The organism is Planococcus sp. RAB007_Raresut (assembly GCF_057369535.1).
In genome coordinates, this window is sequence record NZ_JBXYIF010000005.1 from 65000 (window position 1) to 91486 (window position 26487).

At 47.2% G+C, this 26487-nt stretch carries 27 protein-coding genes, 1 pseudogene and 1 other annotated feature; of the genes and pseudogenes, 4 read left to right on the plus strand and 24 right to left on the minus strand.

Annotated features, from left to right (window positions below; all coding sequences use genetic code 11):
* Positions 1-128: 128 nt before the first annotated feature.
* Positions 129-1055: a manganese-dependent inorganic pyrophosphatase gene (locus AC2Q9J_RS11010; RefSeq protein WP_499039848.1), complete on the minus strand. Its 927-nt coding sequence runs from the start codon at positions 1053-1055 to the stop codon at positions 129-131.
* A 375-nt stretch (positions 1056-1430) separates the two neighbouring features.
* On the opposite strand from AC2Q9J_RS11010, the gene AC2Q9J_RS11015 reads away from it, so the two are divergent.
* The gene (locus AC2Q9J_RS11015) at positions 1431-2243 is read left to right on the plus strand and encodes a GNAT family N-acetyltransferase (protein ID WP_499039850.1); all 813 of its coding nucleotides are present in this window, start codon (positions 1431-1433) and stop codon (positions 2241-2243) included.
* Positions 2244-2395: 152 nt separating this feature from the next.
* Here the strand turns inward: AC2Q9J_RS11015 and AC2Q9J_RS11020 are convergent, their stop codons facing one another.
* The 20 genes and pseudogenes from AC2Q9J_RS11020 to AC2Q9J_RS11115 form a co-directional block, all read right to left on the minus strand.
* A complete protein-coding gene (locus AC2Q9J_RS11020) occupies positions 2396-3691 on the minus strand; it encodes an arsenic transporter (protein ID WP_499039852.1) in 1296 nt (431 codons plus the stop codon).
* A gap of 15 nt (positions 3692-3706) precedes the next feature.
* A complete protein-coding gene (locus tag AC2Q9J_RS11025) occupies positions 3707-4045 on the minus strand; it encodes an ArsR/SmtB family transcription factor (protein ID WP_233569567.1) in 339 nt (112 codons plus the stop codon).
* Between the two features lie 133 nt (positions 4046-4178).
* A complete protein-coding gene (locus AC2Q9J_RS11030; protein ID WP_499039855.1) occupies positions 4179-4706 on the minus strand; it encodes a type 1 glutamine amidotransferase domain-containing protein in 528 nt (175 codons plus the stop codon).
* A gap of 69 nt (positions 4707-4775) precedes the next feature.
* Positions 4776-5366 carry a DNA-3-methyladenine glycosylase gene (locus tag AC2Q9J_RS11035; protein ID WP_499039857.1) on the minus strand — a complete coding sequence of 197 codons (591 nt, stop codon included), beginning with the start codon at positions 5364-5366 and terminating at the stop codon, positions 4776-4778.
* A gap of 21 nt (positions 5367-5387) precedes the next feature.
* Positions 5388-6158 (minus strand): tryptophan synthase subunit alpha, encoded by a 771-nt coding sequence (gene trpA / locus AC2Q9J_RS11040; RefSeq protein WP_499039859.1) that lies wholly within the window; start codon positions 6156-6158, stop codon positions 5388-5390.
* The gene (gene trpB / locus AC2Q9J_RS11045; RefSeq protein WP_499040462.1) at positions 6155-7357 is read right to left on the minus strand and encodes a tryptophan synthase subunit beta; all 1203 of its coding nucleotides are present in this window, start codon (positions 7355-7357) and stop codon (positions 6155-6157) included. The genes trpA and trpB overlap by 4 nt, the downstream gene beginning before the upstream one ends.
* Positions 7358-7423: 66 nt before the next feature.
* A pseudogene (locus AC2Q9J_RS11050) lies at positions 7424-7960 on the minus strand (phosphoribosylanthranilate isomerase); the annotation flags it as partial.
* Positions 7957-8733 carry an indole-3-glycerol phosphate synthase TrpC gene (trpC, locus tag AC2Q9J_RS11055; protein ID WP_499039861.1) on the minus strand — a complete coding sequence of 259 codons (777 nt, stop codon included), beginning with the start codon at positions 8731-8733 and terminating at the stop codon, positions 7957-7959. The pseudogene AC2Q9J_RS11050 and the gene trpC, both read right to left, overlap by 4 nt.
* Positions 8730-9722 (minus strand): anthranilate phosphoribosyltransferase, encoded by a 993-nt coding sequence (gene trpD, locus AC2Q9J_RS11060; protein WP_499039863.1) that lies wholly within the window; start codon positions 9720-9722, stop codon positions 8730-8732. Before trpD ends, trpC begins: the two co-directional genes overlap by 4 nt.
* 61 nt (positions 9723-9783) lie before the next feature.
* Positions 9784-10017: a binding site (T-box leader), on the minus strand.
* A gap of 110 nt (positions 10018-10127) precedes the next feature.
* The gene (locus AC2Q9J_RS11065; protein WP_499039865.1) at positions 10128-11276 is read right to left on the minus strand and encodes an acyl-CoA dehydrogenase family protein; all 1149 of its coding nucleotides are present in this window, start codon (positions 11274-11276) and stop codon (positions 10128-10130) included.
* Between the two features lie 12 nt (positions 11277-11288).
* Positions 11289-12059 carry a 3-hydroxyacyl-CoA dehydrogenase gene (locus AC2Q9J_RS11070; RefSeq protein WP_499039867.1) on the minus strand — a complete coding sequence of 257 codons (771 nt, stop codon included), beginning with the start codon at positions 12057-12059 and terminating at the stop codon, positions 11289-11291.
* 19 nt (positions 12060-12078) lie between these two features.
* Positions 12079-13227 carry a thiolase family protein gene (locus AC2Q9J_RS11075; RefSeq protein WP_499039869.1) on the minus strand — a complete coding sequence of 383 codons (1149 nt, stop codon included), beginning with the start codon at positions 13225-13227 and terminating at the stop codon, positions 12079-12081.
* 292 nt (positions 13228-13519) lie between these two features.
* The gene (locus tag AC2Q9J_RS11080; protein ID WP_499039870.1) at positions 13520-14425 is read right to left on the minus strand and encodes a glycine betaine ABC transporter substrate-binding protein; all 906 of its coding nucleotides are present in this window, start codon (positions 14423-14425) and stop codon (positions 13520-13522) included.
* 15 nt (positions 14426-14440) lie between these two features.
* Positions 14441-15079 (minus strand): ABC transporter permease, encoded by a 639-nt coding sequence (locus AC2Q9J_RS11085; RefSeq protein WP_499039872.1) that lies wholly within the window; start codon positions 15077-15079, stop codon positions 14441-14443.
* Positions 15076-16044 (minus strand): ABC transporter ATP-binding protein, encoded by a 969-nt coding sequence (locus tag AC2Q9J_RS11090; RefSeq protein WP_499039874.1) that lies wholly within the window; start codon positions 16042-16044, stop codon positions 15076-15078. The genes AC2Q9J_RS11085 and AC2Q9J_RS11090 overlap by 4 nt, the downstream gene beginning before the upstream one ends.
* A gap of 173 nt (positions 16045-16217) precedes the next feature.
* A complete protein-coding gene (gene abc-f, locus AC2Q9J_RS11095; RefSeq protein WP_499039876.1) occupies positions 16218-17858 on the minus strand; it encodes a ribosomal protection-like ABC-F family protein in 1641 nt (546 codons plus the stop codon).
* A gap of 238 nt (positions 17859-18096) precedes the next feature.
* On the minus strand, positions 18097-18936 hold the full coding sequence (locus AC2Q9J_RS11100; RefSeq protein ID WP_499039878.1) for a GNAT family N-acetyltransferase: 840 nt from the start codon (positions 18934-18936) through the stop codon (positions 18097-18099).
* 133 nt (positions 18937-19069) lie between these two features.
* Positions 19070-20299 carry an MFS transporter gene (locus tag AC2Q9J_RS11105; RefSeq protein WP_499039880.1) on the minus strand — a complete coding sequence of 410 codons (1230 nt, stop codon included), beginning with the start codon at positions 20297-20299 and terminating at the stop codon, positions 19070-19072.
* 159 nt (positions 20300-20458) lie between these two features.
* Positions 20459-21268, minus strand: a complete 810-nt coding sequence (zupT, locus tag AC2Q9J_RS11110) for a zinc transporter ZupT (protein WP_499039882.1) — start codon at positions 21266-21268, stop codon at positions 20459-20461.
* A gap of 101 nt (positions 21269-21369) precedes the next feature.
* Positions 21370-22014, minus strand: coding sequence for a uracil-DNA glycosylase (locus AC2Q9J_RS11115; RefSeq protein ID WP_499039884.1), 645 nt, complete (start codon positions 22012-22014; stop codon positions 21370-21372).
* A 149-nt stretch (positions 22015-22163) separates the two neighbouring features.
* On the opposite strand from AC2Q9J_RS11115, the gene AC2Q9J_RS11120 reads away from it, so the two are divergent.
* Complete coding sequence (locus AC2Q9J_RS11120) at positions 22164-22505, plus strand: P-II family nitrogen regulator (RefSeq protein WP_499039886.1); 342 nt, start codon at positions 22164-22166, stop codon at positions 22503-22505.
* A 12-nt stretch (positions 22506-22517) separates the two neighbouring features.
* Positions 22518-23801, plus strand: coding sequence for an ammonium transporter (locus AC2Q9J_RS11125; RefSeq protein WP_499039888.1), 1284 nt, complete (start codon positions 22518-22520; stop codon positions 23799-23801).
* 66 nt (positions 23802-23867) lie between these two features.
* Here the strand turns inward: AC2Q9J_RS11125 and AC2Q9J_RS11130 are convergent, their stop codons facing one another.
* Positions 23868-24503, minus strand: coding sequence for a phosphatase PAP2 family protein (locus AC2Q9J_RS11130; RefSeq protein WP_499039890.1), 636 nt, complete (start codon positions 24501-24503; stop codon positions 23868-23870).
* Between the two features lie 97 nt (positions 24504-24600).
* On the opposite strand from AC2Q9J_RS11130, the gene AC2Q9J_RS11135 reads away from it, so the two are divergent.
* Positions 24601-24759, plus strand: coding sequence for a hypothetical protein (locus tag AC2Q9J_RS11135; protein ID WP_499039892.1), 159 nt, complete (start codon positions 24601-24603; stop codon positions 24757-24759).
* Between the two features lie 63 nt (positions 24760-24822).
* On the opposite strand, the gene AC2Q9J_RS11140 is transcribed toward AC2Q9J_RS11135, so the two are convergent.
* Both AC2Q9J_RS11140 and AC2Q9J_RS11145 read right to left on the minus strand, forming a co-directional pair.
* The gene (locus tag AC2Q9J_RS11140) at positions 24823-25125 is read right to left on the minus strand and encodes an antibiotic biosynthesis monooxygenase family protein (protein ID WP_499039894.1); all 303 of its coding nucleotides are present in this window, start codon (positions 25123-25125) and stop codon (positions 24823-24825) included.
* 391 nt (positions 25126-25516) lie between these two features.
* Positions 25517-26476 carry a siderophore ABC transporter substrate-binding protein gene (locus tag AC2Q9J_RS11145; protein ID WP_499039896.1) on the minus strand — a complete coding sequence of 320 codons (960 nt, stop codon included), beginning with the start codon at positions 26474-26476 and terminating at the stop codon, positions 25517-25519.
* Positions 26477-26487: the final 11 nt, after the last annotated feature.

The following is a 26487-nucleotide window of genomic DNA, read 5'->3' on the forward strand; positions in this document are numbered from 1 at the left end:
CATCGTTGCTCACCTCGCCCTTTACTATAGCAAGCAAAAATGGCATCCTCAACGAATCTGCTTATGGAATACCATTTCCAATTCTGTTTCGAATTTTCGGAATAAAAAAACTGACTCCCTAAAGGGAATCAGCTTAATGCTTCGGTAATGACCGGCACAATTTGTTTTTTTCGTGAAACGATACCCGGCAACAGAACGCGGTTGTCAACTACACTCGATTTGAATGCGCCTTCGATAATGCCAGACCGTCTTCCAAGAACAATCGCTTCCGAATTATTGTTCAGAATATCCGTCACGACGAACACGAAAAGATCGAGGCCTTTGTCCGTGACCAATTGATTCATCAGCACTTCAAGCTCCTGTTGGCGATCAAGTACTTCAGATACATCAATGGCATTTACCTGAGCCACTTCAAAGCGGTGATCTCCTGCTTCAAATTCCTTCGAATCCAGCGAAATCAAATCTTCAAGTGTTTTATTGCTTAAATCTGCTCCCGCCTTCAGCAAGGACAATCCATACACATCGATATCCACACCGGCGATTTCAGCCAGTTCGCGCGCGGCACGAATATCCTGCTCTGTGCACGTAGGCGATTTGAACAATAACGAATCGGAAATAATGGCAGACAGCATCAAACCAGCGATGTTAGCTGGTATTTCTACTCCGTTCTCCTTAAAGAGCTTCAATAGGATTGTCGTCGTACAGCCGACCGGCTCTGCTCGGAAGAACAACGGGTCCGTTGTTTCAAAGTTTGCGATCCGGTGATGGTCGATCACTTCGATCACTTGTACGTCCTCAATGTCCTCGGCGCTTTGCTGGCGCTCATTATGGTCGACAAGAATCACCTGGGACACTTCTTCTGAAACGCGCGTCACAAGACGCGGAGCATCAAAACCGAACTCCTTGAGGGCGAAAATCGTTTCGTTATTCATCTCGCCAAGGCGGATAGCTTCCGCTTCCATACCTGTTTCATTTTTAAGATACGCATAAGATAAAGCTGAACAAATTGAATCCGTGTCCGGATTTTTATGGCCTAATACAAAAACTTTTGACATTTTTATGCCTCCTGATCAATGTTGGGTTCTGTGTAATTCTACCATAACTGTCCTCACAGCTAAACTTCCTTTACAGAAGTAGGCAAAAATTGAGGCACTCACAACTTTTTTCAATTCAAATAAAAAATAAAAATAAAAAGCATAGTGCAATTTTCTGTTTTATAGTATTATGTGACTACGCCTTTATAATTACTAAAATTGGTTTAATTGTTAAAATACGTGGTTCATTTGGAATTCAAAAGTAAAATATCTCTATATTTGAAATTATTATTATTCTGAATAGAATTTTTTTAGTATTAAGGAACAAATCAATATACTTAGCAATAGTACTAATGGTATAATTAATACAATTAAGCCATAAATTTCTGAAGGGAAGTGAAAATATTGACTATAATTTTGGAAAAGAAATACATTCCTTTAGCAAATTACTTTTCGTCTGCCACGAATCCAACAATTAAACTCAGCTTCAATGAAATCGAACAGATTATGGGCCAGCAATTGCCAAATGCTGCTTACTTGAATAGAAGCTGGTGGAAAAAGACCAAAGCACCCGCCAAGCATTTCCACGCCTGGATGGATGCCGGCTATTTTGTAAGTGAAGTGGAGACGAACCGTTACGTCGTATTCGAAAGAATCGATGCTTCCAAAGGCAGAAACGCAAAGGATGGCAACGGGGACGAAGACATCCTATTAATCCGCAACGCCGAACACGGTGACGCCCGGTCTCTTGCAGCTTTGATGAAAACGGTCGAAGCTGAGTCCGAATTCATGCTTTATGGAAAAGATGAACGCACCCAGTCTACCCAAAAAGTCCGTAAACAGATTATTGAGTGGCGTCAAAGCGGCCACTCGACCATCTTCATCGCTATTTTGAACGGCGAGCATGTCGGCTTTCTGACGATCGTCGGCAACGCAGCGAAACGCGCAGCACATCGCGCTGAAATTTGCGTAGGCGTCCAAGCCGATGCCCGCCGCAAAGGCATTGCCACCAAACTTCTCCAAAAGGGCGAAGAATGGGCAGCTTCGAAAAACATCAGCCGCCTCGAATTGACTGTGGTTGAGAATGATAAACCAGGCAGAAAATTATTCGAAAAAGCCGGTTATGTTTCCGAGGGGATTCGCCAGGATTCCATGCTTATCAATGGTAAATATTACGATGAAATCTTCATGGCCAAGTTTTTGGATTAGACACAGGACGATAAGAAGCAGGCTTCCTTTTTTTAGAGGGCGCTTGTTTTTCGTTTGACCGCCAATGAAGTGGAGCGAATTCGCTTTTATTCCCAACTCCGCCAAAAACCATAAAAGAGGCTCACCTTAACAGGCAAGCCTCTTTTATTATTTCAGTTCAAGATTATCAGCCACAAATACAGGCCAGTCAATGTGATGAACAAGGTCGGAATCGTGAGGATGATCCCGACTTTAAAATAATAGCCCCAACTGATGGTGACACCTTTCAGTTTTAGAACGTGCAGCCATAATAATGTGGCAAGTGATCCGATCGGCGTGATTTTCGGACCGAGATCCGAGCCGATGACATTGGCATAGATCAGCGCTTCCCGCACGACGCCTGTCGTATTGGTTTCATTGATAGCCAACGCATCAATCATTACGGTCGGCATGTTATTCATAACGGATGAAAGAATCGCCGCGATAAAACCCATGCCGATCGTCGCTGCGTATAAACCATGCCCTGCAGTCCACTCGATCGCAGTAGCCAGGACCGATGTCAAACCGACATTGCGCAAGCCGTAAACCACCACATACATACCGATTGAGAAGAAGACGATCGCCCAAGGTGCACCCTTCAGTACAGTCATCGTCTCGACCGCTTCGCTTCTGCGCGCAATCGCCAGGAAAATGATGGCGACCGCTCCGGCGATGAACGATACCGGAATACCCAAAGTCTCACTCGCAAAATACCCGATCAGCAATACCGCCAGAACCACCCATGACAGACGGAACATTTTCAGGTCCTTAATAGCGGAGGCAGGTGTTTTCAATACACTGGCATCGAATTCCTTCGGGATATCCTTACGGAAATAAAGATAAAGAACAAGCATACTGGCAAGGATACTGAATAGATTAGGCACAACCATACGGATGGCATATTCAGTAAAACCGATATCGAAAAAGTCCGCAGAAACGATATTCACCAAGTTGCTGATGACAAACGGCAAAGATGCCGTATCCGCAATAAAACCGGAAGCCATGATAAACGGCAGGATCATCGCATCCTTGAATTTCAACGCTCTGACCATGGCAAGGACGATCGGCGTCAAAATCAGCGCCGCTCCGTCATTGGCGAAAAGCGCTGCCACGATGGCGCCAAGAACAGTTACCAGAAAGAACATCCGAAGCCCGCTGCCTTTGGCCAAGCGAGCCATATGTAAAGCTGCCCATTCAAAAAATCCGATCTCATCGAGAATGAGGGAAATGATGATCAAAGCGACAAACGTCAATGTCGCATTCCAGACGATGCCGGTTACATCCCAGACATCACCGAAGTCAACAACGCCAAATAATAGCGCTACCGCTGCCCCGGCAATCGCCGACCAGCCGATCGACAACCCGCGCGGCTGCCATATAACAAAAATCAATGTGACGATAAATATAAAACTGGCTAATCCTACTTCCACTGTTCGAACAACTCCTTATTCACAAACCACTCTTTTTCCTTCCGCTTCCAGAGATTCCACTGTAATCTCCGGTTCCGGCAACAGGCTGAGCAGATGGATCAGCATCGGGTAAAGCGCATGACGTACGTTTAGCGACCAAATTGTCCAGCGCCCCCGCTTTTCCTCTGTCACCAATTCAGCTATTTTTAATTTCCGCATATGCTGGCTTACCGCCGGCTGCGTCATATCCAGCAATTCCGTAAATTCACATATGCAAAGCGAATCCTTCGATAAATACTTGAGGATGAGCATCCGATTATGGTCGCTGATTGCTTTCAAATAGGATTCCATATATACATAATCCAAACCATTCACCTTCTTTCAAGAGTTCCGCCATTCATTATATAAGTGATTGCTTATTTATTCAAGGGGCGATATGGTTTACTTTTTTCCATTAAAAGAACCCCATCAGCTGCAGCTGACGGGGTTCGCTTATACAGATATCATCTTATTTTGCTGAATATTGTTCCAGCACGCGCAATGACTCACGGTTGAATGCCGGGATATCATCCGGTTGGCGGCTTGTCACCAATTGATCCTGGCACACAGCCACTTCTTCATCCACCAGTTTGGCACCGGCGTATTCCATGTCTGTTTGAATCGATTTATAACCTGTCGCTTTGCGGCCTTCAAGCGCTTTTGCTGAAATCAGCAATTGCGGACCATGGCAGATTGCGAAGACCGGTTTTTTCGCATCCATGAATGCTTTCGTGAAATTGACGAAACGGTCATCCGCACGCAATTGGTCTGGCGAGAAACCGCCAGGAAGGAATAAAGCGTCGTAATCATCCGGGTTTACGTCATCGATGCCTTTATCAATCGACACGACCGCTTCGCCCTGCTTGCCTGTCACTTCTTTGCCAGCCTCTTTTTCAATCGTGAAAACTTCATGACCTGCATCGTTGAATGCTTTCGACGGGTCGGTATATTCTACATCCTCAAACATATCAGTAATTAGCGTTGCAATTTTTGCCACTATCCTTCACTCCTTTAGTTTAATACTCTCCCTTATTATTCCACATAAAGAAAATGCTAAACATGGAGCTTACCGGAACTTTGATACGTACGGATTGTCCTGTTCCCAAAATCGGTAAGGATAATGTACGGCTTCCCTCGAATTGCCGATGCCGACTCTCGGGCCGACCGAAACCGCATGCACGGGATCCCCTTCCGCGATATACAATGGCCGATCTGTAAAATGATGGCCATAATAATCCATTGAAATTCCCATCGCTTTTGTCAGTTTGCCGGGGCCGCTCGTCCATTGCTTGATCGGCAGATGACGGCCGCGCAGTTCCGCCATCAAATCGATTCCTTCAACCGGTTCCACCGCCCGGATCAGAATGGCGCGCGGCGTATCCACTGGACCACTGACAACATTAATCAGCGTATGGGTATGCATTTGATACGTATAGACAAGCCCTGCTTGCCCGAACATAATTTCAGTCCGTTTGGTGCGTCTATTGCCGAAGCTGTGCGCCGCCCGGTCCTCCGCTCCCATATAGGCTTCCGTCTCGACGATCCGCCCTGCGACTATCCCTTCAGGCAGCTCATGCACAAGCAGCTGCCCCAACAGGCTGCGCGACAAATCGAGAGTGGGCATATCAAAAAAATCAGCTGTGACTGGTTTGAACATCTTACATCCCTCCGGCATCCATTATACCGGGTTGCGCTGGGTCACTGCATGGATGAGGGGCTCGATGTCTTCGATTTTATTGTCGTGAAAAGCTTTTACAATCGCCGACCCCACGATGAATCCATCGACGTCTTCCCGCAGCATTTCAATATGTTCGATTTTCGAAATCCCGAAACCGGCGTAAACCGGCACTGGGCTCTTAGAGCGCACCGTTTTCATGAATTCCTGCACTTCCTGCATCATTTCGTCGCGTACACCTGTGATGCCGGTTACCGTAACAGCATAAACGAATCCTTCGGCCGCTGCCAGAATGTCTTCCAGGCGTTTTTCGGTAGTGGTCAGCGTAACAAGCTGGACCAGCGTAATGCCGGTCTTCTTCAAATAAGGTTCGACCAGCTGCTGATGTTCAAACGGCAGATCCGGAATGATGACAGCTGACACGCCCGCTTCTCTGCACGATTCTGCGAAACGCTCCGCACCATAACTGATGACCGGATTCAAATAAGTCATGACGATCAACGGAATCTTTAAATCGAAATTCCAGCTCTCCATTTCAAGTAAAACCTTATCAAGTGTGACGCCTTCCGCGAGCGCACGGTTTCCCGCCTCTTCGATGACCGGGCCATCTGCCACCGGATCGGAAAAAGGAATGCCGATCTCAATCGCCGTTACACCCGTCGTCTGCAAATATTCCACTTGGCCGCGCAATTTACCGAGGCCACCATCTCCCGCCATTATATAAGCGACAAATGCTTTATCTCCGTTATCCTTCAAATCTTTCAAGCGTTTCATGCCAGTCCCTCCAATTTTTCCGCATAGGTCGCCATATCCTTATCGCCACGTCCGGAAACGCAGATGATCAATATTTCGTCCGCCCCCATTGCGGCAGCAGTCTTTTCCGCTTCTGCCACTGCGTGCGCCGATTCCAGCGCAGGGATGATGCCTTCGAGACGTGATAATTTGATGACCGAAGCCAGTGCTTCTTCATCCGTCACCGCTTTATATTCAACCCGGCCGATGTCTTCCAAATGGACATGCTCGGGACCTACACCCGGATAATCCAGTCCTGCTGAAATTGAGTGCGCTTCCTGGACCTGTCCGTTTTCATCCTGCAGAAGTTTCATATAGGCTCCGTGCAGCACGCCTTCCGTTCCTTTTGTCAGCGTCGCGGCGTGTCTGGCTGTGTCGACGCCTTCACCCGCCGCTTCAACTCCGATGAGCCGGACGGCTTCATCTTCCACAAACGGATGGAACATGCCGATTGCGTTCGATCCGCCGCCGACGCAGGCCAGGATTACATCCGGCAAGCGCCCTTCCTTGTCTAAAATCTGTTTACGTGTCTCACGGCCGATCACACTTTGGAAATCGCGGACCATTGTCGGGAACGGGTGAGGCCCGAGTGCGGAGCCGATGAGGTAATGAGTGTCTTCGACATTCGACACCCAGTAGCGCAGGGCTTCATTCACCGCATCTTTCAATGTTGCGCTGCCTTTTGTCACGCTTTCCACTTTCGCTCCGAGAAGCTTCATCCGGAATACATTCAATTGCTGTCGTCTGATGTCTTCTTCTCCCATGAAAATGACACATTCCAAGTCAAGCAGCGCACAGATCGTGGCAGTCGCCACACCGTGCTGGCCGGCGCCTGTTTCTGCCACAATTTTACGTTTGCCCATTCTGATCGCCAGCAGCGCTTGTCCGATTGCATTATTGATTTTATGGGCACCGGTGTGATTGAGGTCTTCCCGCTTCAGATAAACTTTCGGACCACCCCAAGCTTCCGTCAGTCGCGCTGCATATGTCAGCGGCTGCTCACGGCCGACATATTCTTTTAAATACTTATGGTAATCCGCCTGAAAATCAGCATCATCTTTTGCTTCCGCATAAGCCGCTTCCAGTTCCTTCACAGCTTTCATCAATGTCTCCGGCACAAATTGGCCGCCGAAACGCCCGAAAAATCCTGTTACGTTCTCTGTTCCCGTTGCTTGCTGCATCGAATCACCCTTTACAGTTTTTATGAAACTTTTTATTTTATCTGCATCTTTCTTTCCTTCCGTTTCGACTCCGCTTGAAACATCGACCATATACGGAGCCAGAGAACCGATTGCCTGTCCAACATTTGCGGAATCCAGTCCACCCGCCACAATCAGTCTTTCGGGGTCTATCGATGCTCCTTTCAGCAAGCTCCAATCGAAGGTCCTGCCGCTCCCCCCGCGAAAATCGATTCCAGGTGCATCGACCAGCACATAATCCGCAATCGATTGTTCAAGTTTTTTTACATCTTCAACGTCACGGACCGAAAATGCCTGTATGACTTTTACGGGAATACTGCGAATAAATTCATCCGTTTCATCTCCGTGCAGCTGTACCATCGTCAATGGGACTTCTCGAACCGCTCCCAGTACTTCATTCAGCTCTGCATTGACAAAAACACCTATTTTTTCTACTGATTCGGGCAGCACTTCAGCCAAGCGGGCAGCCCGTTCAATCGAAATTCTGCGCCGGCTCGGCGCAAAAACGAAGCCTGCTGCATCAGCTGCAGATGCAGCCTGCGCATGTTCCACTTCCTGCAAGCCGCATATTTTCACTTTCGTCATTTTTTCACCCCCGGCGAAGTCACCGCTGAAATCCAGGCGCCGGCATCTTCCGAACGCATCAGTGCTTCGCCCACCAGAATACCGGCCGCACCTTTGCCGAATGCAAATGCCGCGTCACTTTCTGTAAAAATACCGCTCTCACTGATCAATAAAGAATCGCTGTCGGCCGGAAAATATTCGGCAATTTCCGCTGTCTGCTGCAGCGATACTTCGAACGTTTTCAAATTCCGGTTGTTGACGCCGATCAATTCCGCTCCCAAGTCCACCGCTATCTGAAATTCAGCGGGATCGTGCACTTCAACGAGCACTTCCAGCTTCTGTGCCTGCGCATATGAAAACAGGCGCTCAAGTTCTTCTTGCTGAAGAGCTGCAACAATCAACAGAATAATAGTCGCACCAGCATCTTTCGCACGGTCTATCTGAATTTCATCTACGATAAAGTCTTTACAAAGCACCGGCACTGAAACGAGCTGCGCTACATTTTTTAAATCTTCAATCGATCCTTTGAAATAAGATTTATCCGTTAAAACCGAAATCGCGGCAGCTCCTGCCTTTTCATAAAGTTTCGCTTGCGCTGCCACATCAACATCCAGTCGGATATCTCCTTTTGACGGTGAAGCCCGTTTGATTTCCGCGATGACGCCAGGCCCTTGTCTCAAACGCTCGGCCAATCGAAATTTCTGCGGAAATGCATTTCCTTCAACCCGCTCAGCAGATGAATAGTTTTTTACTTCTTCGCGTTTCACCGCAATGATTTCATCCAATATATTCATACCAGCACCCCCACTGCCTGACGATGTGATTCGAATACACGACCCGTTTCTCCGGAAAGAATGGATTTTCTTGCTGCGTGAACACCTTCTGCAATCGTTCCGGCGTTGCCGCTCGCAAAAAGTGCCACTCCGGCATTCAGAGCCACCGTGTCCAGATAAGCAGTATCGCGGCCTTCCAGCACTTCCATAAAAATTGCGGCATTGCGCTTCGCATCTCCGCCTCTGATTGCTTCGACCGGCGCCGGCTTCAAGCCCGCTTCTTCCGGATGAAACTGGACCGCCTTCTTGCCATCTTCATCAAAAAACAACAATTCATTGGCGCCCTCCAGCGAAAGCTCGTCCATCCCGCCTGCTCCGTGGACCATCACACCGCGTTTTCTGCCGAGCCGCATCAAAGCTTCTGCCATCGGCTCCAGCATATCCCGCCGATAAACGCCGGTCATCTGCACTTCAATCGGCAATGGATTAGCGAGCGGCCCGACGAGATTGAAGATGGTCGGTGTCGCGATGCTCTTCCGTACTTCCCGCAATTTTCCGAGCGCAGGATGGATGGCAGGCGCAAATAAAAACGCAATGCCAGTCTTATCGATCAATTCCGGAATAGTTGCCGGATCCGCTGTCGTCCCAATCCCTAGTTCTTCCAGCACATCTGCGCTGCCGGTCTTGCTCGAAACACTGCGGTTGCCGTGTTTCGCGACTTTCATGCCGCACCCCGCAAGTACAAAAGCCGTCAGTGTGCTGATGTTAAAGCTGAATGAACGGTCGCCTCCTGTGCCGCACACATCAATCAGCATCCCATTCGTCTCCGGCAAACTTACTGCTTTTGAGCGCATCGCCTTTACCAGGCCCACCATCTCATCAGCTGTTTCCCCTTTAGAATGCAGCGCCGTAAGAAATTCTTTAATCTCATGGTCTGTCATACGACCGTCCAATATCTCCATTGATTTACTGTACATTCTGTGTTCATTTAAGCTCTCTGCTCGTCTCATCTTCATCTCTCCTCAGCTCTTTTGGAATACAAAAATCCCCGCAACCGGAAAGATATCCGGTTGCGGGGACGGGTTAAAAAACCGCGGTACCACCACGCATTAATGCATTTCTGCACTCACTCAAACAGGCTTTTCGCCTTTCCCTTTAACGCAGGGCATACGTCTGCCTTACTCATTTCCATTTTCAGGCCAGCTCTCCTAAGTCCATTCGCGCAGTTTCCCCAATCAGCTTCCACCAGCCGCTGACTCTCTATTATGGAATCCACTGCCTACTCGTCTCAATCCTCGATTTTGCTCTCTGCTATTCTCATCTTCTCTGGGCTCTTCTCTCAAATAGACTTGCCACTCTACTAACAAGTTGAAGTTTACATTAAATTATTTTGTTTATTCTGTCAAGCTTAAGGTTTACAGGCCCATTCGCTTTGCAACAATCGTTTTCATGATTTCATTGGATCCGGCATAGATTGCTGCCACCGGAATATCGCGGTAACGGCGGGCAATTTTGTATTCTTCCATATAACCGTAGCCCCCGTGCAATTGCATGCACTCACCCGAAATTTTCTTGGCGGTGTCCGTCAGCCAGTATTTGGCCATCGACACTTTGGGAACGATATCCTTGCCGGCCATATGCTCTTCAATCAGCGATTCAAGGAATGAATGCCCCAGTTCCACTTCGGTCGCTATTTCAACCAGTTTGAACTGGGTATTCTGGAAAGCGCTGATCGGCTTGCCGAATGCCTGTCTGGATTTTACGTAATCCACTGTCATTTCCAGCATATCTTCCGAAGCCGTTTGAGCGGCCATCGCCACCACGAGGCGCTCCTGCTGAAGTTTTTCCATCAAATATGTAAAGCCTTTGTTTTCTTCACCAATCAGATTGGCAGCCGGTACGACACAATCTTCAAAATATAATTCGGAAGTATCCTGCGCGTGAAGGCCGACTTTATCCAGTTTGCGCCCTTTCGTAAAGCCCGGCATCCCTTCTTCGACCATCAGCAAGGAAATTCCGCGGTGCTTCGGTTCCACTTTTGAGTCGGTTTTTACGACAACGACCACATGCGTCGAATTGATGCCATTAGTGATGAACGTTTTTTGGCCATTGACGATGTAATTATCGCCGTCCCGGACGGCCGTTGTGGAGATATTCGCAAGGTCAGATCCCGCTCCCGGTTCCGTCATCGCAATCGCCGTGATGTAGTCACCGGAAATGCAACCAGGCAGCCAGCGCTGTTTCTGTTCTTCATTGCCGTAGGATTCGATATACGGCACGGTGATATCGTTATGAAGTCCAACGCCCGTCAAACTTGCGCCAACGCGCTCCATTTCTTCGCCAATGATGACAGCGTAACGGAAATCAAGTCCAAGGCCGCCGTATTGCTCTTCCACCTGCGGACATAGAAAGCCCATGTCCCCGAGCTTCTTCCAGAATGATTTCGGAATCAGGCGATCCTGTTCCCATTGTTCATATTGCGGCACCGCTTCTTTTTCAAGGAATTTCCGCAACGATTTACGGAACATAACATGTTCATCTTCTTCAAAACGATATTTCCCCATCAGTTCATCCCCCTATTTCGGCTGCATCCGGATTGCTCCGTCCAGCCGGATTGTTTCACCGTTCAGCATCGGATTCTCGACGATGCTTTCCACTAATTGCGCATATTCATCCGGCCGTCCGAGACGCGCCGGAAAAGGCACTGCCGATTCAAGAGACGCGATTGCCGCTTCCGGCAGACCGTCAAACATCGGCGTCTTCATAAGCCCCGGCGCAATGGCCATAACCCGTATGCCATCGCGCGCAAATTCTCTCGCAATCGGCAAAGTCATGGAGACGATGCCGCCTTTTGAAGCGCTGTAGGCTGCCTGGCCGATTTGCCCTTCATACGCCGCCACCGAAGCAGTTGAAATGATGACACCGCGTTCCCCGTTTTCATTCGGTTCATTCTTTTGCATGGCTGCCGCCGCAACACGCAGCACATTGAAACTGCCGATCAGGTTGATGCGGACCACTTTTTCGAATTGCTCGAGCGGCTGTGGCTCTCCTTTTGAAACGACTTTTCCCGGCGTCCCCACACCCGCGCAATTGACGACAAGGTTCACGGAACCAAACCGTTCAATGACAGCGGCGGTTTGCTGCTCCACTTGGCCAGCATCCGTCACGTCCGTTTCCGCATACCAGACCGACTCTTCGCCAAGTTCTTCGATAAGTTTCTCCGCTTTTTTGGAATTCAGATCAAAAATTGCCGCTTTCCCGCCTTTTTCCACGATGCGGCGGACGGTTGCCTCGCCAAGACCCGATGCTCCGCCCGTGATGATCGCTTTCACTTCACTGGTTTTCATCTCTTTGCCCCCGAACCTTTTATAGTCGTTCAATGATTGTCGCGTTTGCCATACCCATGCCTTCACAAATTGCGAGCAGTCCGTAGCGTCCGCCGCTGCGCTCCAATTCATGCAATAAAGAAACCATTAATTTCGTGCCGGTTGCACCCAGCGGATGCCCAAGCGCAATCGCTCCGCCGTTGACATTCAATTTTTCAGGATCTGCCCCCATATCATGCAGCCAAGCCAGTGGAACAGGCGCAAATGCTTCATTCACTTCATAGCGGTCCATGTCCTCAATCGCAAGTCCCGCTTTTGCCAGCACTTTTTTCGTCGCTGCTATCGGACCTGTCAGCATCAAGGTCGGATCCGAACCGACAACGGCGCGTGCAATGATGCGCGCTTTCGGTTTCAGACCCAGTTCATCCGCTTTTTCACGCGACATCAAAAGAACCGCGGATGCCCCGTCACTCATTTGGCTGGCGTTTCCAGCTGTTATGACACCATTTTCATCAAACACCGTTTTCAGCCTGCCAAGAACTTCCATGGATGTTTCTGGCCGCGGCCCTTCATCTTTATCAACCAAGCGTTTTTCGCCGCTTTCATCTTCCACTTCGACACCGACAATTTCCTTGTCGTATCGGCCGGAATTTATGGCATCAATTGCACGTGTATGGCTCTGTAGCGCAAATTCATCCAATTGCTGACGGCTGAATCCCCATTTTTCAGCGATGCGTTCCGCCGATAGCCCCTGGTTGATGATTTCGTATTGCTCAGTCAGCTTAGGACTTGGTTTAGCGCCCTGCATATTCGAAAACATCGGCACACGCGTCATACTTTCGACTCCGCCTGCGATGACAATGTCCATATCTCCCGCAAGAATCGCCTGGGCGCCGAAATGGATTGCCTGCTGGCTCGATCCGCATTGTCGGTCAATGGTTACGCCTGGCACATAATCCGGAAAACCGGCGATCAGCGCAGCTGTCCGTGCAATATTTCCGCCCTGCTCACCTGATTGTGAGACACATCCAAGAATGACGTCTTCAATATCTCCTTTGCCGACGCCTGCACGCTCAACCAAATCACCCAGAACCAATGCCGCCAGTTCATCCGGCCGCGTTTCTGAAAAAGACCCTTTTCTCCGTCCGACTGCTGTTCTTACCCCTTCAACGATTACCACTTCGCGCATATCTTTCCACCCCATCATCATTTATCGTCAACCATATAAATCAAATTAAATTGAATGACTATTCATTCAATTTAATTGTACTCGAATTACTCCTTTGAAACCATATAAAAATCCCGCAGAGAAGATGTGGACGAAATTAGTTCAGTCATATCTTTACAACCAAGCTAGCGAAGCGATGCAGGGACTGAGACAGGAGCCTCGGCTTTTGCACACTACTTGTTGAATACCAGTTATTATAAGAATCTTTTTAAACAAATTAAAATCCCGCAGATCCATCTGCGGGATTGCCTTGTTATTCTTCTATTAATCCCTTCTCAATCAAGAAGTCTCTCGCTATGTCCTGCGGCTGGTCTTGATCCACGTCGACACGCGCGTTCATCGCAAGCATATCTTCTTCACTGATCTGCCCTGCAAGTTCATTGAGTAAATCTTCAAGCTCCGGATATTGTTCCAAAGCTTCCATTCGCACTACAGGCGCAGCGTCATATTTCGGGAAAAAGGACAGGTCATCTTCGGTCGTTTCCAAATCGAACAACCCGATCCGGCTGTCTGTTGTAAATGCCGGAATGACGTCTACCTCGCCGTTATTCACAGCCTCATACATAATGGCGGGATCGAAACTGTCAGTCGCTGAAAATTCAAATGGATAAGTAGCGATCAAATCGTCATAGCCGTCTCCCTGGCGCTCATAGAACGGATGTGGCGCACCAAAGCTCATATCTTCCGACTGTGAAATTTCCGCCAGGTCAGAATAGGTTTCAGCATCATAGCCGCTGTCTTTCGAATAGGCTAATGTATATCCATTTTCAAAGCCCAGAGGTTCCAGCCATGTGGCATCCAGTTCTTCCTCATAGCCTTCACGAACGCGCTGCAATACTTCTTCGGAAGACTGGCCAGGTTCTGATTCCTGCTTCAAGACGTCTTTTAACCCTGTTCCGGTATATTCAACATACAGGTCGATATCACCCTGTTCAAGCGCCGGCGTCAAGATGGAAACTTCTCCAAGCCCTTCTTCATATTCCACTGTATAATCTGAATTCGCTTCGATATACTGACCCAGTATATGCGGAAGAATGTACTGCTCCGTCCAAGGCTTGCCACCAATGATGATCGGTTCCGATTCATCTCCGCCCGTTGAGCCGCAGCCCGTTAAGATTAAAGCTCCTGCGGCAAATACCCCAATTAACTCCTTTTTCATCATTCATTCCCCCTCTTAGTTTTTCAAGCCTTTCGGCGTCGCTCTTTTCTCAATCCATTTAAGGATCAAATCGAAGCCGATCGCGAGCAATGCCACCGGCAAAGCACCGGCAAGAACCAATGAATTATTATAGGATTGCAGACCGCGGTAGATGATATCTCCCAGTCCGCCCGCCCCTACAAATGTCGCCAGAGTAGCAATTCCGACTGTCAAAACAGTAGCCGTCCGGATTCCCGCCATGATGAACGGCAGCGCCAGCGGCAGTTCAATTTGCCTGAGTATTTGAGTACGGGTCATGCCCATGCCCCGGCCCGCTTCAATCGTCGAGCCGTCAACACCTGTGATGCCAGTATACGTATTTCGGAGAATCGGCAATAAAGCATATATGATAAGTGCGATCAAAGCTGTCGGAGAACCGATTCCGAGAATAGGCACCAAAAAACCGAATAACGCCAGACTTGGTATAGTTTGAAATATAGCGGTTACACCAATGACCGGTTCCGCGTAACGACGATAGCGCGCTATGATAATGCCTGTCGGCAAAGCAATCGCTATTCCGATCGCCACGGCCACAAAAGATAAATAGATATGTTCCAAAAACGCATCTTGTATCATGTCCTGCCGGCTGACCAAAGTATCCAAAAAGTTCCTCACACTTTTTCACCCTCCTCTTTCCGGAGAGCGGCTTTCACCAAATCACGATCACTGGCATAAGCCAATACCCTGCCGTCATCCACTATTTCCAAATTGGAATATCCGCTAGATTCGAGCTTGGAGAATGCCTCATCAATTGTCGTTTCTCCTGAAATCTGAAGCGCGTCACCGGTCTGTTCCACTCCAAAAACAGATAAAAATTCCTTCAATTTGCGTTCTCCGAATGTACGTTGCCGGTTAATGCGATCCAAGCCGATAAAACTGCGCACAAAATCATTCGCAGGCTCGTTGATCAATTCTTGAGGTGAACCCACCTGCTCAATTTTCCCATCGCGCATAACAACAACCATGTCCGCTATTTTCAGCGCTTCATCCATATCATGCGTGACAAAAACGATTGTTTTTTGGATTTCCTGCTGCAGATTCCGTAAATCATCCTGCAGCTGTTCACGGCTGATCGGGTCCAAAGCGGAAAAAGGTTCATCCATAAGGATGATATTCGGATCTCCCGCTAAAGCACGGACAACTCCCACCCGCTGCTGCTGACCACCGCTCAATTCCAACGGATAACGCTCCTTATAGACTTTCGGTTCCAATCCGACAAGCTGGAGCAGTTCTTCCACTCTCTCCGCCGTTTTTTCCTTCTCCCATTCCAACAGACGCGGCACAAGTGAAACATTATCTTGTATCGTCATATGCGGAAAAAGACCGATCCGCTGTATTACATATCCGATGGATCGACGCAGCTTAACTTCCTCAAGACCTGTGATCGACTTGTCATCAATAAAAATATCGCCTTTAGTCGGCGTTTCCAATTTATTGACCATTCGCATCAGCGTCGTTTTTCCGCAACCGCTCGGTCCGATGACGACCGTCAGTTTATGGGTCGGGAATACCACCGAGACATCTTTCAACGCTTCCGTCCCATCGGGGAATTGCTTTGTCACTTGTTCAAAACGGATCATAGCATCCGCCCCTTCCTGTAACTTTCCTACTACCTTTTCCATTACCCTATTTACTTTCATAGTATGCCTGGATTTTTTGGAAACCCTCCTTAGTAACCAATAATCTCTACACGAATGGGGATGCAGCAGATTAAATAAAAAAAGCGGCTGCAAAATAGCAGCCACTTTTTAAATTACGTTTCTTCCCTTTGAATCATTTTAATAGAAGCAGTCAAATCTTTAAAACGCTGATCCAATATTCCATATTCCTTATCTACCGGTTTCATAAAACTCAATTTCCCCAACACTTCCTGCCGTTCCCTTTCCATTTGCAATAAATCATGCTGCTCCTCAGCACTGCCCCGATCTATCCACTCCGAATAACCGCCTTCATATTTAGACAAATTACCACTTTCGAAAACAAGTAATTTATCGCTTAGTTTTTCCATGAAATAGCGGTCATGAGTAGCAATCAGCATCGTCCCCTCAAAAAAGCTGAGCGCACGCTCCAACTCTTCCCTGGACGGTAAATCCAAATGGTTCGTAGGTTCGTCCAACAGCAATACATTACATTCTGACAACATGAACTCCATCAACTTCAGCTTGACGCGTTCGCCCATGCTCATATTCAGAATCGGCTGTTCCCAATGCACTTTTTCGAAACCCAGATGATCCATTAAATTACGGATCTTGCCTGTTTCTTCAAAACTTGGAGCCCAAAACAGCTCAGATGGCTTTTTTTCTTCCGGCAAATCGAAGACATCCTGACTCAAGTAGCCGATTTTCATGCCCCTGCTCAACCACACTACGCCTTCGTATTCCGTCATGCCCAGTATCATTTTAAGGAGCGTCGTTTTCCCGCTGCCATTAGCGCCGAGCAGGCCGACCCGCTCACCATGCTGAATGGTCAACGTCGCTTGGTCAAAAAGCGGTTCTTCCCCAAAGCTTTTGTGCACATTTTTCAACTCAATGACTCTGTGGCCTTTTTTTGCCGCATCATTGATATCAAATGAAATTTGCAAATCTTCTTTCGGTTCAGCTACCTGCTCCTGATCAAGTTCCGCTTGCAGGCGCTGCCGTTTGCTCCGGATCTGAACATCCTTTTTCTTTGCTTTCATGCGGAAATATTCTTTTGCCCCGTCTTTTTTTGTTGATTCGGCGTGCGCTTTGTCAGACCACGTTTGTAATTTGGCAATCTGGCTTTCCACTCGTGCAATTTTCGCCTGTTGTTTGTCATATTTTCTTTTCTGGGTATGCCGCTGGTGCTCTTTCTCCACTCTGGAGGCGGAATAATTGCCTTCATACTCGGTCAGGACCGCATCTTCTATTTCCCAGATATGCGTGGCTATCCGATCTATAAAATGGCGGTCGTGTGAAACAAAAATCACCGTTCCATCGATTTTTTTAATCTTATCGGCCAATACTTCCAGGCTCTCTGCATCTAGATGGTTGGTCGGCTCATCCAGCAGATAGACATCCGCCATCCGTGACAGAACACGGGAAAGCCGCAATTTCATCGCTTCTCCGCCACTCAGCTCCTCTCGCTTCCCAGGAACACGCCACTTCCGCTCCAGCATTCTTGACTGTGCATCCACATTTGCTAGATCCAGTTCCCTGACTTCTTGCTCCATATAAATAATCTCAGGATCATCTCCTATCCAATGAACTCCTTGTTCACTTCGCGCTATCGCTTCAAGAAGACTGGTTTTCCCCGATCCATTTGCACCGATTACCGCAATTCTCGCTTGCATATAAATCGCCGCTTTCGCATCTTCTAAAATCACCCGATCCTTATATCTGAGTGTCATTTTGTTTAACTTACCTAAGATGGCCATATCAATCTCTCCCTTTTCGGAGAAACAAAAAAATTCCCCCGATTGATTTTCGGAAGAATTCGGCAACCCAAATAAACTGCGTTGAAGCGGATTAAATAAAAAAGGGCAGACGAATCCTATTTCTTTCAAGCTGAAAAAACTTCAGTTGCTCAGAAAAAGGATTTTATTTCATCGTCCACCCGTCACCTCGTTTTCGTTGATATATATATTTTATCATTATTCAGATAATTTTCCAGAATTATTTAAAACCTAAATGTACCGGATTCGCAATTTGCTCGTAGCCGATTTCACTGTAAATTTTGTTGGATGTCGGATTTTTCAAATCGGTGTACAGCATAACAAAGTCGAATTCCAGCAGCAATTCTTCTGTCACCTCTGCCACCAACGACCGTGCATAGCCTTTCTTCCTGTAGTTCTCGGGGGTGAAAACAAATCCTACAGAGATTCCGTGTTTCGAAGGGCGGGATTTTTTCATACAGGAAACCACTTCTCCTTGAACTTCCCAGACATAAATCTCCTTGTCATCCAGAAATTGCTCGATTTTCGCTGCAGCTTCCTTATGGCTGGATGAACCGATGCCCGTATCCTTTTCAAATAGAAGGTACCACTCTTCCAATAGTTCAGCATCGCGTTTATTGGCGACCCGCCATGTTCCAGGACTTTTTTCAAGCCCTTTTGTCACCGCATCGATACGGTACAGGCCTTCATCCATATGAAGCTCCAGGGCATTCCCCGTTTCAGTCGCCCACGCTTCTGCAAATTCCTGAGCCACGGCTTTATCACCAATCACTCCTGGAATCTCCACATTTTCTTTTTTCAGCTGCATTGCAAGTTCTGTTGCCCAGTTTTCCGCTTCCTTGAAGACGATCAATTGCAGCGGATGCGGCGGCGTCATCATGACCGCTGCCAGCATTTCACTGTCTTCGGTTGCCAGACCCAGGAAAAATTCCTCGTATCTGCCATTTCTTATCTGGCTGAGTATTCCCAGAAACAGACTGTTTCTGTCTTCTTCTTTATATAGCAGCGCTTCAAGTGCCTCGCTGAAAGCTATTGGATCTTTATATATTTTCCATTCCATAAATCCACACTCTTTTCTTATTAATTCATCTACTAAGTATTGGCTATCGCCTCAATTTTTCCTGCTAATTTCCAGAAAAAAATAAAAAAATAGCCGCCGGCAGCTTCAAGACTGCCGGCAGCCGTTTGAGATTTTAATCCAATTCTTTCTGCTTGGTTTCAGTGCCGAGAAAAGCCACTGCCAATGCCGCGATAATGATGGCACTGCAGAATATTGTGAATATCACGTTGACGCCATAACCTGCAGTCAGCATGAATCCGACAAGGAGCGGTCCGAAAATACCGCCGATGCGACCGAACGAAGCGGCCATACCTGTGCCTGTTCCTCTGATGACTGTCGGATATTGTTCCGGTGAATAAGCATACAGTGCTCCCCATGCCCCGAGATTAAAGAAGGACAGGAAGGCACCCGCTGTAATCAGCATCGCAAGCGACTCCGCGTTGCCGAAAGCAAGCGCACTTGCCGCAGTACCGAGAAGATACGTGACGAGCACAAATTTACGGCCGATTTTTTCAATGAGCCAAGCTGCCGTGAAATATCCCGGAAGCTGAGCCAATGTCATGATCAGCACATATTGGAAACTTTTGATCAGCGTAAAGCCTTTCAGCACCATGACGCTCGGCAGCCACAGGAACATGCCGTAATAGGAAAAGACGACCATGAACCAAACAATCCAAAGCATCAAAGTAGCTTTGACATATTTTTTTGACCAAACATCTTTGATGTTGACCGAGATTGAGCGAAGGACATTCTTTTTCGCGGTAAACTGCGGTGAATCCGGAAGATTGATCCGCAGGTAAAGCGCGTATAACGCCGGCAATGCCGTGATCAATAAAGCAATGCGCCAGCCATATTCTGAGGCCGGAATAACGAAATAAGAAATGATTGCCGCAAGCAGCCAGCCAGCCGCCCAGAAACTTTCCAAAAGAACGACGACGCGCCCCCGTTCTTTTGCTGGAACACTTTCCGATACAAGCGTCGATGCCACAGGCAGCTCGCCACCGAGCCCCATGCCGACGAAAAAGCGTAAAATCATGAATGCCGCCAATGTCGTTGTAAAGGCGGATACGCCGCTTGCCAATGAGAACAGCAGCAAGGTGATGATGAATATTTTCTTTCTCCCTACACGGTCTGCGTAAATTCCGAACACGAATGCTCCCACAGCCATCCCGATGGAGTTGATGCTTCCGATCCAGCCCATCTGATCAGTCGTCAGATTCCAATCCTGCTGGAGAGCCGCGATGATGAAGGACAGAATCCCGACATCCATTGCGTCGAACAGCCAGCCGAGCCCTGCAACCCATAATAACCTGTTGCGTGAAATCGGCGCAGTATTTTTTTCATTATCAATAATTGCAGACATTTGCATTCTCCTTGTCATAAGTATCTACCTAGGTGTCTTTACACCTTATTACTATAACCGTAAGGAGAAAATGGCACAAGTTTGCATTTCTATTTATGGCTGAACAAATAAAAAAGACGCTTCCCTCCCCTTAAACGGAGACGGAAGCGTCCAGTTTTATTACGTCAATAATACAAGGCTCACAGCCATCACAGCCATGCCGGCTACCAGGCCATAAATCGACAAATGCGCTTCATCGTAGCGTTTCGCCGCAGGCAATAATTCATCCAAAGAAATAAAAACCATAATTCCCGCCACAGAAGCGAAAACGATGCCGAAAAGTGTATCGCTCAAGAACGGCATCAAGAACAGCCAGGCGGCAATTGCGCCAATCGGTTCCGAAATTCCGGAAAGTACACTGTATAATAACGCTTTCTTTCGACTGCCGGAAGCGTAATAAATCGGTACAGAGACCGCAATACCTTCCGGAATATTATGGATGGCCACAGCGATTGCAATCGCGATGCCAAGTGCCGGATCCTGGATAGCCGACATAAAAGTGGCTATCCCTTCCGGAAAATTGTGTATCCCAATGGCAAGCGCTGTAAAAATCCCCATTTTTCGAAGACGGGCGTATTCATCGTTGCTCGGTCCTGTATCCATGTCCTCTATCGTCTTTACTTCATGCGGATTCCCAAGCTGCGGCAACAGCCGGTCCAGGAGCGCCATGAAAACCATGCCTCCAAAAAATCCGGCAAGCGTCAGCCAATAGCCTGTCGTTTCCCCATGGGCGCCAGTTAAAGAATCTTTTGCTTTAAAGAAAATTTCTATCATTGAAACATATATCATTACACCCGCTGAAAACCCTAACGAAACGGATAAGAATTTTGTATTGGTCCGTGAGGCAAAAAACGCCAGCAAACTGCCGATACCGGTAGCCAATCCGGCAAAAAGCGTAAGCCCCAAAGCAAATAAGACCGTACTGTCCATATTCCATGACTTCCTTCCACTTCTACTGAATATGGTTATTGTACGCCTAAAGTTTCCTTAGTGCAACATTTTTCAACAAAGAAAGATATTCGATTATTCCTTCACCTTTTCATCTTCAAAATCTCGCCCAGTTTCCGCCAATCATCTTCTTTTAAATAGCGCACTGGCGGATTGTAAAAAACACTGGCTGGATGAAAAGTCGGGAAGATGTGGTAATTTTCCTTAGTTTCCTTAAAGGATCCTTCATCTTCATCCCACTTTAATATAGGCGTTTCCAAAAGCACACCATGCAGTTCCGTTACTTTCGCTTGAGGGCCAATCAGGCGCTGAAGCCCCACATTGCCCAAAGTCACAATCAGCGGCGGTTCGATATCAGCGATTTCCGCATCAAGAATCGGTGCATGTGCGATAATCTCTTTTTTCGTTGGCGCGCGATTGTATTTTCTTTCGATTGTTTCTCCGTTCCGCTTTTTCTTCGTTCCCCATTTATACGGCCGGCTTCTTACAGCACTGGTTATATATACGTCATCCCGGCTCAGACCGACACTCGATAAAGACTCCATTAATTCTTTTCCGGCTCTTCCGGTAAAAGGGATACCCGTTTCCAATTCATTTTCACCAGGCGCCTCCCCCACAAGCATGACTGCAGGCTTTAATGGGCCACTGCCTCTAACAAAGCCTTCCACTGGAAATCCTTCGATTCGCTTTAAACCAAGGGCGACAAGTTCGTCACTGATTTTATACATAGGAATCACCTCAATTTTATTTTATCATATTATCAATGTTAACTTTCCTAACATTAATTTAAAATAAAACTTGCATTATCTGAAAACTTTATTTAATATGTTAAGAAACCTAACATTAGTTAGAAAAAATAAATAAGGAGGAGAAAAAAATGAAGAAAATCGAGACAATTATTCGCCCGACCGTCTTTGAAAATGTTCGGCAAGCTTTGGCTCTCGAAGGAATCGATGGACTGACCGTCACTGAAATTGCCGGCATCGGCAAACAAGAAGGCCGCATTGGCATGTTTAGAGGTAATCCCTATAAGATGGAATTTTCGCCGAAGTTGAAACTGGAAATGGTTGTTGATGATGTAAAAGTCGAAGCCATAATTGAAGCAATACTTGAATATGCGGGTACAGGCGAAGTGGGTGACGGAAAGATATTCATCTACCCTGTGGAAGAAGCAATCAGAATTCGGACGAAGGAACGCGGCAGAGTCGCGATCGGATAAGGAGGAGATTAGATGGAAGCAGTACAAAGTTCAGTCGATATGATTTGGGTGATGCTCGGAGCCATGCTCGTCTTCTTTATGCATGCCGGCTTCGCCATGGTGGAAACCGGATTTACACGTTCAAAAAACACATTGAACATTTTAATGAAGAATTTGATCACTGTTTCACTTGGTTCTATTTTATATTTCATCATCGGATTCGGTTTGATGTTCGGCACCTCCGCATTTGGCATGATTGGAACGGAAGGATTCGCTTTATTGGGACGTGAAGATATTGGATTCTTTGTCTTCCAGGCTGTCTTTGCCGCAACATGCGCCACAATCATTTCCGGGGCCGTTGCAGAGCGGATGAATCTCGGCGCTTATATTTTATTGACTGTAGCGATGACCGCGATTATTTATCCAATTGTCGGCCACTGGGTATGGGGCGGCGGCTGGCTCGCTGAAATCGGCTTTATCGATTTTGCCGGTTCTACTGTCGTTCACTTGACCGGTGCTGTTGCAGCTTTTGTAACTGCATGGAAAATCGGTCCCCGGATTGGCAAATACAGCGGCAAGATTGTCAATTCAATACCGGGCCATAACATTCCATTGGGTGCCTTGGGTGTCTTCATCCTGTGGCTCGGCTGGTTTGGATTCAATGGCGGCAGCACACTGGCGGCAGATCCTGCATTAGTGCCGCCGGTTATTGCCAACACACTTCTTGCCGCTTCCGCCGGCGTACTTGCAACAGCTGGTTATACACGGCTTCGCTACGGAAGAATTGATCCATCGCTTACTTTGAACGGCGCTCTCGGCGGCCTTGTCGGAATCACAGCCGGAGCAGCCAATGTATCCTTCATCGGAGCGATTGCCATCGGCTTGATCGCCGGCATCATCATGACCGAAGCAATCCATCTGCTGGATACTAAAATCCGCATCGACGATCCGGTTGGCGCAATTTCTGTTCACGGCATCGCCGGTATTTGGGGTACGCTTGCCATCGGACTCTTCGACACAAGCGGCGGCCTTCTTTACGGCGGCGGCGCAGAGATTTTGGGGATTCAAACAATCGGCGTTCTGGCAGTCGTAGCCTGGACCGCCGCTGCCACTGGAGTGGGCTTGATATTGATCGGGACCGTAATTCCACTGCGTGTAACAGCGGAAGACGAAGAAAACGGATTGGATTTTGCCGAACACGGTTCACAGGCATATTCCATGCAAGGCGTATTAAAAGGGAATTCATCAGTACCAGAGAGCTCCTTTGCCCATCGTCTGAATCAATTGGGCGATGATCCAGAAATTCAGAAGTCCTGAAAATCTATATCTAAAGAGACAGAAAAAGGGCGACCCTATTGCGGGCAGCCCTTTTTCATTTCCAACTTATTCAAAGCTTTCTTCTTCAATTTCTTTCCTGAAACTTCTTTCCCTCATCTCATACCAAACCGCTACAGCCGCGAATAACGAATAGCCGATGAACCAGCCGGCAAGCACATCCGAGAAGAAGTGCTGCCCGCTTGCGACTTGTGATAACCCGATTCCAATCACGAATAATGTTGTAACGATCCAAATCGCCCAGCGGACAACATTACTGTAAATAAGGCCGGTTATAAAATAAACGGCTGTGAACAGGTACAATAATCCCCCCATTGCATGGCTTGATGGAAACCAAAAAGTTTCAAGCCCCCTCGGAAGATCAGGTCTTTGTTCGGTGAAAAAATATTCCATCAGCTCGCTCAAAGCGTTCCCGACACCGACTGTCAGGAACACAAATAACATGCCCCTGTAATTCTGTCTTTTAAGCCAAAGGAAAATCATCAAGCCCAAACTGACAATAAGGATTATCCATCGCTCACCGAAAACCGACAACGCATTCAGCAAACCATTGCCGTGAAGCCATTCCATCGTACGCAGATCAAGATTCAGAAAGCCTTCGTTCGTATAACTCGTCAAGATTGCAAAAAAACCGATCAAAGTCGCCATTCCCAGTGCGTAGAATAGACGTTTGATAGCCTTCACCCTCTTTCCTCAATACATCCAGTTTATCACAGAAGGACTTCCGCTTCATTCGGTTGAAAAGAAAAAGCATCATGAATGCAGCTGAAAAGTTTGCAGAGTGGATTTGCCAACGAGAAGTCTAGGAGCATCGTGGTTTATCGTCGATTTTTTGCTGTTTATCGTCGATTTTTTGCTGTTTATCGTCGATTTTTCATGGTTTATCGTCGATTCTCACTTGTTTATCGTCGATTCTTGGATTTCAACTCCAGCAGAATAGTTTAAAATCTCCCCTAATATAATAAGGGTGAACCGGAAAATTCCGGTTCACCCTTAAAACTGTTTATGCATGGACATGGTAGGTGTTTTGAGTGACTTCAATAATATGGTCTGGTTTCGGCTTGCCGATCTTCGCTTTATGGCCAGCGATATGATCAGGGTGCTTCTCCCAATTCTTCCAGTCCTCTTTGGATTCCCAGCGGACATACAGAACAACTTCTTCATCGCCACGGCGGACATCCTTTTTCAGGATAGTGCGGTCGATAAATCCAGGCTGTTCCGCCAATTTGTTCTGCCCCGCAAAACGATCCAACACGATCTGCGAAGTCCCTTCTTTTACAACAAAAGTTTTCATTTGTACGAACATTTTTATATCCCCCTATTCATAAATGCAGAAAATATTTCCTCTGCAATTTAAACTAATTATTTTTAGTAGTCGATATTCCACAAAACAGCTGCGCTTGCCTGGGGGCTTGCGCTGAGCTAACTCGGGCTCGTACGCTTCGCCCGAGTGGATCTCAGCACTTCGCTTGGTCCCCTGGGCGTCTTCGCTGTTTTGCTCCATATCTTTAAAGAGTTCTCTCAGCAAAGGCGCGGTTCCGGACTGAGCGGAGCAATAAGACGAGTGTTCTTCTCGGCTTATTGCGGGAGCTTTGTCCAAAGCGCCGAAGCGGAATATAAAAGTTATTACTTTCGATTAAATCTATATAGCTAAAATAATACTCAGCGGTAAGCAGCCCGCTGAGTATAATTAAGCATTATTCAAATGCAGATTGGATTTCTTTAACCATTTCGCTGACAGATTGCAGTCCGCCACCAGACAGGTACCAGTAATCCGGGTCAAGGTAGATGATTTTATCTTCTTTGTAAGCAGTTGTTTTTTGTACCAATTCATTTTCAAGAGAGTCTTTCGCACTTGCATCCGTACCGACTGCAGCATTGCGGTCGACAACAAACATCATATCCGGGTTTGTTTCCAGGATGTATTCAAATGAAATGCTTTGTCCGTGAGTAGAAGCTTCAATGCCTTCATCCGCTTGTTTTACTCCAAAAACGTCATGGATGATCCCGAAACGTGAAGCCGCTCCGTATGCACTTATTTTGCCTTCATTTGCCAAAACGATCAAAGCTTTTTCGTCAGTCGCGCTTGCTTTAACGTCTTCGATTTGCGTTTCAATTGCAGCGAGTTCTTCTTTTACTGCGTCTTCTTTACCGAAGATTTCACCAAGTGTATTCATATTGCTTTCGAAAGACTCCATGTATTTCGTTGTATCTACACCCAAGTGAACTGTTGGAGCAATATCAGTAAATTCTTCGTACATAGCAGCCTGACGGCCAGAGATGATGATAAGATCCGGCTTCATCGCATGGATCGCTTCAAAATCAGCTTCTTTCAAAGTACCGACATTTTCATATTTCTCAGCGTCAGCGAATTTTTCAAGGTATGATGGCATGTTTGCTTGTGGCACACCTGCTACAGCTTCAATCCCTAATTTATCCATTGAATCAAGAATACCAAAGTCGAATACGACTACTTTTTCAGGATTTTTATCAAAAGTCGTTTCGCCAAGTTCGTGAGTAACCGTTACCGTTTCAGTGCTGGCTTCTTTCGTGTCTGCCGCAGCTGTTTTTGAATCTGTCGCTTCTTCATCCGCGCCGCACGCTGCAAGGAAAGCAACCATCATTAATGTGAATGCAATCAATAATAATTTTTTCATTTTTCGTCGAG